Genomic DNA, 11710 nt, shown 5'->3' on the forward strand with positions numbered 1-11710 from the left:
CTCAAAACCCTCTTAAAATAGGGTCTGAGCAAAGAAAATAAATTTTTAAAGTTAAAAAAAAGGTCTGTACTTCATCCATTTTTCTAGGTAGTGCTGAAAAATTATTTTGTGTAGCATAGGCTTTGCGCCCGGCAACATATAATATATTTGCGAAGGCCAAAAGCTTTCTGGTTTCTTTTTCACGCTGGCTTTGCATAACAAGAAAGGCTTTCAAGAAATTGTGCTTGAACGAATTTCTAACAAGACAAGTTTTTGAAAGTAGCTCTATATTTTTTAGGAACCCTTTATCCAAGAGAATCTATGCAGCTCCTGACTCTCAACATAGCTTCTGAGGAAACTACAGAAGACCAAGTTTCCCGTGTTATTGAACACTTCGGAACAGATTTCTGCATTAACCTTTTAAAAAAAATGCTGCTTATTCGTGAATTTGAGATTCAAGGAGAAGCAGCGTATTTGGAAGGCCTTGTTGGGGGATTTTACCACTCCTATATAGGTCAGGAAGCTGTTGCTACAGCAGCCATTGCCTGTACAGGGAAAGATCATTGGTTTTTCTCTTCGTATCGCTGTCATGGAGTTGCCCTTTTACTAGATGTTCCCCTACATCAACTGGCAGCAGAGCTATTAGGAAAAGAAACGGGGTGCGCCTTAGGACGAGGAGGATCCATGCACATGTGTGGCGAACGTCTTCCAGGAGGATTTGGTATCGTTGGCGGACAAATTCCTTTAGCTGCGGGAGCCGCTTTCTCTATGAAATATCAAAAATTATCCTCTATCTCTTTATGTTTTATTGGAGATGGAGCTGTTGCTCAGGGAGTGTTTCATGAAACATTGAATTTTGCCTCTCTTCACTCCCTTCCCCTAATGCTTGTTATAGAGAATAATGGTTGGGGCATGGGAACTGCTTTGCATAGAGCAATTGCTAAACAACCCATAGCGGAGTCCCAAGCTCCTTCTTACGCAATATCTTCTGTTACCCTCAACGGTTTCGATCTATTCAATTCGCTTATTGGATTCGAGAAAGCATATCAACATATGCAAAAAACGGGAGCTCCTATCGTTGTAGAAGCTTTATGTTCCCGCTTTAGAGGCCATTCTATTTCTGATCCGAATTTGTATCGCTCTAAAGAGGAAATGCAGTGTTTACTTAAACGAGATCCTATTCTTTTTGCAAAAGAATGGTTGATCCGCATTAACGTCTTATCTGAGGAGGATTTTAAAGATCTACGACAAATAAGCAAAACAGCAGTCTCAGAAGCGTTCTCCCAAGCTCGTCTTGATCCAGAACCAGCCGTTGCAACTTTAGAAGAGGGGGTCTATGCCTAAATTTGTTACACTCGAAATTCGAGAAGCCATACGACAAGCTATTGATGAGGAAATGACCAGAGATCCTAATGTATGCATCTTGGGAGAAGAGGTCGCTGAATACAATGGTGCCTATAAAGTTACTAAAAATCTTTTAGATAAATGGGGCCCGAATCGGGTGATTGACACCCCCATCAGCGAAGCCGCATTTTCCGGAATTGGAATTGGTGCAGCATTAACCGGGCTACGCCCTATTATTGAATTTATGAGCTGGAACTTTTCTTTAGTCGCTGCGGATCAGATCATTTCTCATGCAGCAAAAATGCACTACATGACCGGAGGAAAATTTTCTGTTCCTATTGTTTTTAGAGGAGCCAATGGGGCTGCTGCTCAAGTCTCTTGTCAACATTCTCATTGTGTAGAAGCTCTTTATTCCAATATTCCAGGATTAATTGTCATAGCTCCATCAACCCCTGCAGATGCCAAAGGGCTTCTTAAATCTGCGATTCGCGATAATAACCCCGTTCTATTTTTAGAAAACGAATTAGATTATAACCTTAAAGGAGAAGTCCCTTCGGAAGAATATCTTACTCCTATTGGGAAAGCTAGAATCGTTCAAGAAGGCCAAGATCTAACCATTATTTCCCATAGTCGTATGGTGACTGTTGTGGAGCAGGCAGCTAAAATGGCCAAACAACGCTGGGAAATCTCTATTGAAATCTTAGATTTACGAACGATTAAGCCTTTAGATGTTGCTGCGATCCTTTCTTCCGTAAAAAAAACAGGAAATTGTCTCGTTGTAGAAGAGGGGCATTATTTTTGTGGAATAGCTTCGGAAATTATAGCAACTGTTACAGAACACATTTTTGACTATTTAGACCACCCCCCTCTAAGAATTTGTCAAAAAGAAACTCCTATGCCATACAATAAATCCCTAGAGATGGCGACCCTTCCTAATATTAACCGCATCCTGGATGCCATTGAAAAATTTATGAGGTAACGTTGTGGTTTCTTTGTTAAAAATGCCTAAGCTTTCTCCTACAATGGAAACAGGGACCCTTGTCAAGTGGCTCAAAAAAGCTGGAGATGAAATCCATTTTGGAGATGTTTTGTTAGAAATTTCTACTGATAAAGCCGTGTTAGAACACACAGCCTCGGAAGATGGATGGTTGTTAGAAATTCTTGTAAAAGAAGGAACTAAGATTCCTGTCGGGGCGCCTATTGCTGTGTTTTCAACAGAGAAAAATGTTACGTACGATTTGAAACAGCTTCTACCATCGCAAGAGGCTGTCAGCACGGATGAGCCTACACAAATTGTACCGAATACGTCTTCTCAGCAGGATAATTCTCATTATGCTGGGCCTTCCATGGCCATTGTGGGATTTCGTCCAGAACCACCTCTAACTACCCCGCTAACCATCAAAAACCCTGGGGATCCAGTGTCGGCTTCCCCCTTAGCAAAAAAATTAGCTAAGGAACAAAACTTAGATCTCTCCGGGGTAGCTGGTAGCGGCCCAGGGGGACGGATTGTAAAAAAAGATTTAGAGAAGGCTCCTCCTTTAAGAATCGCAGGATTTGGATATCCAGAAGCTCCCGAAGTGAATCCAGGCACCTATGTAGAAGAACCCTTGTCTCCTATTAGAGAAGCCATATCTAAACGGTTACAAGCCGCTAAGACCTTTATTCCACATTTCTATGTGCGACAACGGATTTATGCTTCTCCTCTACTCGCATTACTGAAAGAACTTCAAGCCCAAAATATAAAGCTATCTATAAACGACTGTATCGTGCGAGCTTGTGCCTTGGCTTTAAAAGAATTTCCAGAAATCAACTCTGGATTCAATAGCGTAGACAATACAATTATCCGCTTTTCTACTATTGATATCTCCATTGCTGTAGCAATTCCTGATGGAGTCATTACCCCCATCATCCGGTGCGCAGATAGAAAAAATGTTGGTATGATTTCCGCAGAGATTAAAGCCTTAGCAGCACGAGCCAAACAATCCGCTCTTAAAGAGGAAGAATATAAAGGAGGATCTTTCTGTATCTCTAACCTTGGCATGACAGGAATTTCCGATTTCACAGCCATCCTCAATCCTCCTCAGGCAGCTATTTTAGCTGTAGGAAGCGTTGAAGAGCAGCCCATCGTTTTAAATGGCGAGCTGGCTGTAGGATCTACATGTATGCTCACGCTGTCTGTAGATCATCGAGTGATTGATGGGTACCCTGCGGCTATGTTTATGAAACGGCTACAGAAACTTCTTGAAGCCCCTTCTGTTCTACTTCTTAATTAACGGGGAGAAACTCCTTTCCCCCCTACTTTCTAAGAAGGAAGCTTAGAGACATTCCATATGTTATAAGCGTAGTCAGCAATGGATCTATCACTAGAGAAGAAGCCTATTCCCCCGACGTTGTAGATAGACTTTTTCGTCCACTCCTCAGGTTGTTGAAAAACGCTTGCAACACGGTTTTGCGCATCAATATAAGATTCTAAATCTGCAAGCACAAAGAAAGGATCTCTTTCATTCAAAAGCCTATTCACAATAGGTTTAAAGAGATCCTTGTCTTCTTGAGGAAGTCTTGCCTGTAATACCATATCAAGAACCTCCTGAATTTTGGGATTAGCAGAGCAAATTCCTTGGGGATAGTACTCGTTTCGGAGATTTGCAATTTCTTCTTCTAAAAGACCAAAAATGAACATATGTTCCTTCCCAATATGTTCGGCCATCTCAATATTAGCACCATCCATAGTACCAATCGTTAAGGCCCCATTTAAAGCAAATTTCATATTGCCTGTTCCTGAAGCCTCCATTCCGGCTGTTGAAATTTGCTCGGATAGATCTGCTGCAGGAATTATCGCTTCTGCTAAAGACACCCTATAATTAGGCCAAAAGACCACCTTAAGCAAATCATTTACTTTAGGATCATTGTTAATGATATGAGCAACATTATTTATCAATTTGATGATTAACTTCGCCATGGCATAGCCTGGAGCCGCTTTGCCACCAAAAATGACCGTTGTTGGAACCTTCTCTGCGGAGCCGCCGTTGCGAATTTCATTATAAAAATATAAAACCCTAAGTATGTTCATGAGCTGTCGTTTGTACTCATGTATACGCTTAATATGGCAATCAAAAATAGACTGTGGATTCACAGAGATTCCCAGCTCTCTATGAATGCGAGATGCGAGTTCCTCCTTGTTTTGTATTTTAATTTTACGCCACTCTTCCCTAAATCCACTATCTTCAGCTAAAGGAATTACTTTTTGTAAATTGGTAAGATTCGTTAAATAATCCGTTCCTATTGTACGATTTAAAAAAGAACTTAATCGCTGGTTGGAAAGAGCTAACCAACGTCTAGGTGTAATCCCGTTAGTCACATTAATGAATTTATCAGGGAAAAACTCGACAAATTCTTTAAATAATGTAGTTTTTATAAGCTGAGAATGAAAAGTTGAGACCCCGTTTACCTTATGCGTCCCAACAATAGCTAGATTTGCCATGTTCACAAACTTAGAACTTCCCTCCTCTATAATGGAGAGAGCCCGACGCTTATCATTATCTCCTGGATATTTTTGAGAAACTTTTGCTAGCCAACGAGCATTAATCTCGTAAATAATCTCTAAATGGCGCGGGAGCACCTTAGAAAATAAGTCTAAAGACCATCTCTCTAACGCTTCTGGAAGAATCGTATGGTTCGTATAGTTAAATATTTTTGTTGTTGCGTCCCAAGCAACATCCCAATCCAATTCCTCGCGATCCACTAAAAGACGCATCATTTCTGCAATACCTAGAGCAGGATGCGTATCATTCAATTGGACAGCGACTTTTTCCGGTAACCTATCTAAAGAAAGATGTGTCTTTGTGTAACGACGAAGAATATCTTGTAACGTAGCAGATACAAGAAAATATTCCTGTTTAAGACGTAACTCCTGCCCTTCAGAAATAGAATCATTAGGATAAAGCACTCGGGTAATATTACTTGCTAATGCAATATCTTCAATGGCTCGAATATAATTTCCATGATTAAAATAGCTAAATTCAAAGCCATGGCGAGATTGAGCCTGCCATAAACGCAAGGAGTTCACTGTATCGTTATTGAATCCCGGTACAGGAACATCATAGGCCATGGCTAAAATTTCTTGGGAGTCCACTAGCTCGGCGACATCCCTACCCCTTGAATCCGTGCTGTGCTTTACTTTTCCATAAAAATGTATAGGATACAAATATTCTCCCCTACATATCTCCCAAGGGTTGCCGTAGCGTAACCACTCATCAGGCGACTCAACTTGGTATCCATTCTCTATTTGCTGATCAAAAATTCCATAATCATAACGAAGACCATACCCATAGGCAGGAATGCCGAGAGTTGCCATAGAATCAAGAAAACATGCTGCTAATCGACCTAACCCCCCATTTCCAAGACCTGCATCATGTTCCATTTCAACAAGCTGGTTGAAATCATAACCAAGATCCGACAAAGCCTCTGTCACTAAATCTAAGAGTCCCAAGTTCAATAAATTACTTTTCAAGCTCCTTCCTAACAAAAATTCCAGGGAGATATAGTAAACACGCTTTACATCATTCTCATAATAGCTACTTTGTGTCTTTAGCCATCCTTTAGCCATCCACTCCAATACAGTTTTAGCGACAGCTGTAAAAATATCCCTGGTTGATGCGGATTGAGGGGTTTGGACTACTCCACAATACATCCTTTCAAGAATAGCTTGCTTCATAGATTCCACATTGATCTTCGTCCGGTCAAAATGCATAGGGGTTGCTCTCGTAAAGAATTTGTTGGTTTTTGAATAAGAAATCTTAAATTTAAAAAAAAGTTTTCTGTTTCTAGAAAGCCATGGGGTGAAGAGTCTTGATATTCGGTAAAAAATCAAGTAAAATATTTGCCTTTTCAGTTAAGGAGGCTTTATGGTTAAAGCTCATGAGTATGGTTGCTGGGGGGGCAAAGGGAATAATATCTTTACTTTGCAAGATGTGAATTCAGGCCGAACAGAGACAGCTTCTAAGACTTCCTCTAGTCCTACAAAATCCGGTTTAGCAACAAAAATTGCGCGCATTGCAGAAGGGGTCGCTGTTGCAGCAGGCGTGGTTCTTTCGCTCATTACGTTTGTTGCCGCAGCTATTACCCTCCCCGTTGGCGCAACAGGCGTTCTTATCCTAATAACCCAACTAACATTTGCCGTAATTCTTGCATATAGGCTTTACCACATCATTAAGGGAGACCGGAGCGCTGGAACTCCTCTCATTCAGGCACAGACTCGATTGTAAAACACATTAAAACAGTGAAGAGACGGGGCAACCCCGTCTCTTTCCTTTAATCTACAATAAAATCCAGACTCTGATAAGCGGACGAAAGTCGCTTTGTTAGTTCTTGTATTGCGCAGGAGATATCACTTTCTCTATCGCCTTCCTCTAGTTTTTGCGAAATGGCTCGAATTGAGGAAATCACTGTGGAGTGATCTCTAGAGAAAACTTCTCCGATTTTTACATAAGACAGAGAAAGTTTTTGTCTGCACAAGAACATCGCAACTTGTCTAGGGAAAACATACTCTCTGGACTGAGAACGCCCTAAAATACTTTCAGGAGAAACTCCGTAATACTGCGCCGTAGCACGAACAATACCGGAGGGGGTTAAGCGAATATTCTCCGCCGCCTGCAACACATCTTGCAACAGGACCTCTATGTCTCCTTGATATAAGAGCTGATGCGATAACTTTTTATAAGCAACTCTTTTTGCTAACATGTTGAGAGCATGCAATAAGGATTTTACATGCGAAGACAAAGCCTGTATTAGGAAATCCAAAGCTGTTTCCTCTATACGAATATTCAGCTTTTCTGTTTTTCGTTCCAAAAAGTTTTTCAAGCCTTCTCTTGTTAAAGGACTAACAGGAATCGCAATTCCCCACTCAAAACGGCTAATCAACCGTTCTTCCATAGCTTTGAGCTCTCCAGGAGCAAAAGTAGAAGAAATTACGATTAATTTCCCATCGGTATGCAAAGAGTTGAATGTATGAAAAAACTCTTCTTGAGTAGCGCCTTTTCCAGAAAGGACCTCAATATCTTCAATAAACAACGCTTCTACATTACGATAAAACGCACGAAAACGCTGCATTTCTCCAGAACGAATAGCCGATACTAGATGTTCTGTGAACAGATCTGACGAAACATACAAAGTTTTTACTCCGGCTTCGCGTAAACCTGCAACAGCAGCTTGCATCAGATGTGTTTTTCCTGAACTTTCCGGGCCAAATAAATAGATAGGATTAAAAGGAAATCCCTTACTCTGCTCAGAAACTTTAGCAAATTCTTGAAGAATCCTTACTGGTAAATCATTTTCTGGAGTCACGAGAAAGTTCGCAAAGGACATCTGCGGATCAGTGTCTCCATACTGCATCGTGAAATAAGCTGTTTTTTCTTGCTGTATTTGTGTCTCTTTAAACGGCGCAGATTTGTCTAAGGAGGTTACACGAACACGGATTGGTTTTCCGTTATTATTGATGAGACTAGCCTTAACTTTATGGCGAACATGCTCTTCGAACCAAGTTACTTGGAAAGAATCTTTTGCCTCTAAATACAAGTTACACGCATCAAAGCACAAGACTTTCAAAGACCTTAGCCACTTATTGACTGTATCTACCCCAATTTCTTTTTCTTGTAGCAAAAGGAACTCTTCCCAAGCCCGCATAAAAACATCTCAGCTAAATAGTTTTTAATAAAAACTATTCTAATTAAAAAACAGAACTATTTGCCTTATCGGCATTCTCTATCTCTTCTTATTAACAATCACTTCATGCTGCAAATGTTTTTCATCCAAAATTTTGTTTGTTACCCACTGTTGAATAACCCCAAGCAACATAGAAGAAAGCCAATAAATATTTAACCCAGAAGGGAAATTATAAAACATAAAAGTAAATAATAGCGCCATCATAGTACCCATAGCTTCCTGCTGACGCTGTTGATCCGAAACTGGCCCAGATCTTTTAACTGCAGAAATTTTTTGCTGAGCAAACATGACAATCCCCAATAAAAAGGGGAGAAGATGAAACTCTTTTCCAAAGAACCATATAGGAGTTTCCCAGGAAAAAAGAACATCCGGAGCTGTCAAATTATCAATCCACCCAGGAATAAAACTTGCCCCTCTCAATAAAAAGGAAGACTTCAACAAATCAAACATCGCTATAAGAAACGGTATCTGAACGAGCAAAGGAAGACAGCCGGTTATCGGATTGACCTTATTGACCTTATACAAAGCCATGATTTCCATCTGAGCTCTTTTAGGCTCGCGCTTGTATTTCTGCTGAATATCTTGAATGTATGGGGAGAGCTTTTGCATACGACGCATGGATCGGATAGACCATGCGTTCAGAGGATAGAGCAAAAGTTTGAGTACAATTGTCAATAAAATGATCGAAATTCCCCAAGAACCAGTTAGAAATTTGAAAAATTTCATTATAACGAATAACAGAGCGGCGAAAGGCTCAGTTATGAAACTGAAAAATCCTCTAAAAGCTATCGCATCAATATATTCAGGAGTTTCTCCTTTAGAGTTTGTATAGGCTCGGTCTAAAGCTTTCAAAGTAGGCTCTGATAGAGGGCCTGCGTATACCATGAACTGATAACGTCCCGCTTCTTTAGGTAAAGGAAGCATAGCCGTATAACCAGGATATTTGGAAGCAGGATAGGCCTGATCTCTTGGGGAAAGTTGTGAAAGTCGTGTAGGCACAGTATTCCCAGGAACGAGAGAAGATGCATACCCTACAGGAAGCTGTGTTTGAGGAGCAAGAATCACCCCAAAATATCCATTAGAATTCAGAATCCATTGAGGAGAAGCATCATTACGTACTAACAAGGGGTCTTTTGCTTTAGGTAATTTTACATTAAAAAGATCACCCTTATTTTTTTTCACCGCGTGATACTTCACCGCTGGAACGAAAGCGTTGGACATAATCTCAACCTCAGGAACTCCCGAAGTGATCCACAAGTCTTCCTGTTCTCGAGTAGTTTGAATTTCTAGCTCAAAAGCGTAAGGCTGATCCCCTAGATGATAAGTTTTGCGAATACCACCATCCCCGCTTTCCAAAACAAGGGTTTTATCATCAAATGAAACCACTCGAAACCCTGTTGCCACAGGCGAAGACAGCTCTCTCCCAGAGACTATATTCAAAGCTTGGTACTGAGGAGGAACCATTTTTTTAGTACCCGACAGTATTCCTCGTCTAAGCAAAGGATAATAGCCTCCTACAACGTCCGATACATTTTGACGCTGAGAATCCACAGCTTTAACCCCTGGGAAAGAAGCTTCAGCTGGAGCGCTAACCACTAGCTCTCTATCAAAACCTATCTCATTAACAATGCTCTTATTCCCTTCGTGATCGGAAGCAAAAGGAAGGTTAATTCCCTCTACCGCCCCACTTTCCTGAGAGACTATAACCTGCATATACTCATTAGAAAGCATATAATAACTTCCCGTTGCTGCAGGCTTTTCCTTATCTGCAAAAACTACAGCTCTTGCCATGGGAAGATCTAGAGACTCGACACATTCCTCTTTAGAATTGTAGATGCCTAATGGAACGAACTCATTCCCCGTATTGAGAAAAACCAGAGAGGTTCCGTAAATAGCGCCTTCTTTATTCGAAATCTTACCGTCTTTATACTCTCCCAGGAAAACCAGAGGCTCTTGGTTTCTACGAAACTCTGCCACTAAAACAGGAAGAGCATCTTGTTGATTAGGAAGATAAACGGATCCTCCTTTCGACGAGACCTCTTGTCCTGATTCTCCATACAAAGAAACAAGAATCCCCCCGAAAGTGCTCGTTTGATCTATCAAACTCCAGGAAGTTCCCTTAGAATATACTTCCGAAAGCGACCCTCCTTTTGTTAATAGAAGAAGCCGATTTCCTAAGCGCACGGCATATTGATTAACAGATTCCTCCTCTTCCGGAGAAGCGGTCCAAGGAACAACACTCAGCAGCTCTGTTGAAGCTAATATTTGCTCTGAAATAGCTCGCTGTTTTTTTGCCTGGGCCTGGCAAGATTTCAAATCCTGATATCCAAAGAAAATTTGGCACCCTAAAAATGCTGCGCTTACTAAAGAAACAAATAATAACGTTCGTTTATTCATTCTCTTCCGAGGTGGATTCTCTCATGACGGAGATGGAAGCCTCGTTCCTATCACGGTTGCTTTAATTCCCTAATCAACAAAAATCTCTGTAATAAAGATGCTCTTTTCCGCTTTTTTTAGAGAAGCTCATCCTTGCTCTCAATAATTAAGCCCCCTTCTTTCGAATAGAGCTTCACATTATGAAACTTAGCTCATTTTATAGAGGGATTCTTTTCCTTGCACTTGTAAAATACCTTCTTCTCTCGTTCATAAAAAAGTTTAATGTACCCCCCCCCTAGAATATCATGCGGTGCCAGCCTTATTAAGTTGCCAAATTTCACACGGCTTTCTTTTTGCTCGCAATCCAAAGAATAGCGCCTCCCAAAAAAATCATAGGAATAGATAACCATTGTCCTATGGTAAAAAAACTTCCTTCCTCAAGCCACGCTCCCTGATGCGTTTTGAAAAACTCTGCACAAAAGCGAATACCGGCTACCCCAATCAGAGCTCCAGCAGCACTATATCCAGAACCTAAACGAATGGAACCTCGATAGCAAAGTCGGTACAAAATACAAGAAAGCAACAAATAGCCTACCCCTTCATACAACTGAACTGGATGTCTGGGAATCAAATTTCCATCATTAGAGAAAATAACTCCCCAGGGCATAGATGTCGGGGTCCCCAAAATCTCTTGATTCATAAAATTCCCTATGCGAATCGATAGAGCAGCCCCTCCAAATGCAGCTCCACAAAGATCGCAAATATAAGTCAAAGATAGCATAGGTAAACGACGTATATGTAATCGAGAAAACGCTGCAGCCCAAAGAATCAAAGCGGCAATAGCTCCGTGACTAGAAAGCCCACCCTTCCATATTTTTATGATTTCCAAAGGATGCTCAAAATAAAAGCTTCCCCCATAGAAAAGGACGTAGGCAACTCGAGCTCCGATGATAATAACTAAAAGAGCTCCCAAAGCAAAATTTTCTAAACTCGTTCTAAGTTCTTTGCGTAGCGCAGAGTCTTTGCAAAGCGCTGTTGCCAGCCTAATCCCCGCAAAAGAGGATAAAAAAATGCCTAAAGAAAAAAAGATACCATACCATGATAAGTGAAGCCCAACTCGCGGGAAAGACAAAAGAGTCCTAGACTGTTCCCAATGTATCACGTCTTATCACCTCTCTTAAAAAGAAACATTTCTTCTAAAAAAAAGCCTATGCTGAAACTTTTTTGTGAGCAATCTTGCAAAAATAACTTCTTTCTACAGATTTCTCCCTCCACCATCTATATTAGTTGC

The 11710-nt window shown here is 40.8% G+C and carries 9 protein-coding genes; 4 read left to right on the forward strand and 5 right to left on the reverse strand.

What is annotated here, in order from left to right:
- Position 1: 1 nt before the first annotated feature.
- Entirely contained in the window at positions 2–292 is a 291-nt protein-coding gene (locus tag B6E89_RS01340) for a hypothetical protein (protein WP_080132944.1), read from the reverse strand.
- Positions 293–300: 8 nt separating this feature from the next.
- Between B6E89_RS01340 and pdhA the strand changes: the two genes are divergently transcribed.
- Genes pdhA through B6E89_RS01355 form a run of 3 tightly spaced genes read left to right on the forward strand, consistent with a single transcriptional unit; the run spans position 301 to position 3596 of the window.
- Positions 301–1323 (forward strand): pyruvate dehydrogenase (acetyl-transferring) E1 component subunit alpha, encoded by a 1023-nt coding sequence (pdhA, locus tag B6E89_RS01345; protein WP_035405966.1) that lies wholly within the window; start codon positions 301–303, stop codon positions 1321–1323.
- Positions 1316–2302, forward strand: coding sequence for an alpha-ketoacid dehydrogenase subunit beta (locus tag B6E89_RS01350; RefSeq protein ID WP_080132946.1), 987 nt, complete (start codon positions 1316–1318; stop codon positions 2300–2302). The genes pdhA and B6E89_RS01350 overlap by 8 nt, the downstream gene beginning before the upstream one ends.
- 4 nt (positions 2303–2306) lie before the next feature.
- A complete protein-coding gene (locus B6E89_RS01355) occupies positions 2307–3596 on the forward strand; it encodes a pyruvate dehydrogenase complex dihydrolipoamide acetyltransferase (RefSeq protein WP_080125455.1) in 1290 nt (429 codons plus the stop codon).
- Positions 3597–3625: 29 nt separating this feature from the next.
- Here the strand turns inward: B6E89_RS01355 and B6E89_RS01360 are convergent, their stop codons facing one another.
- Entirely contained in the window at positions 3626–6073 is a 2448-nt protein-coding gene (locus tag B6E89_RS01360; protein ID WP_080132948.1) for a glycogen/starch/alpha-glucan phosphorylase, read from the reverse strand.
- Positions 6074–6227: 154 nt separating this feature from the next.
- On the opposite strand from B6E89_RS01360, the gene B6E89_RS01365 reads away from it, so the two are divergent.
- Positions 6228–6587, forward strand: a complete 360-nt coding sequence (locus B6E89_RS01365; protein ID WP_080132951.1) for a hypothetical protein — start codon at positions 6228–6230, stop codon at positions 6585–6587.
- 46 nt (positions 6588–6633) lie between these two features.
- Here B6E89_RS01365 and dnaA read toward each other — a convergent pair whose 3' ends face one another.
- The 3 genes from dnaA to B6E89_RS01380 form a co-directional block, all read right to left on the reverse strand.
- The gene (gene dnaA, locus B6E89_RS01370; protein ID WP_080121303.1) at positions 6634–8004 is read right to left on the reverse strand and encodes a chromosomal replication initiator protein DnaA; all 1371 of its coding nucleotides are present in this window, start codon (positions 8002–8004) and stop codon (positions 6634–6636) included.
- A 78-nt stretch (positions 8005–8082) separates the two neighbouring features.
- The gene (gene yidC, locus B6E89_RS01375) at positions 8083–10440 is read right to left on the reverse strand and encodes a membrane protein insertase YidC (RefSeq protein ID WP_080132954.1); all 2358 of its coding nucleotides are present in this window, start codon (positions 10438–10440) and stop codon (positions 8083–8085) included.
- Positions 10441–10756: 316 nt separating this feature from the next.
- Positions 10757–11581, reverse strand: coding sequence for a prolipoprotein diacylglyceryl transferase (locus B6E89_RS01380; protein ID WP_080122980.1), 825 nt, complete (start codon positions 11579–11581; stop codon positions 10757–10759).
- Between the last annotated feature and the right edge of the window lie 129 nt (positions 11582–11710).

This window comes from Chlamydia suis (assembly GCF_900169085.1).
GTDB lineage: Bacteria > Chlamydiota > Chlamydiia > Chlamydiales > Chlamydiaceae > Chlamydia > Chlamydia suis.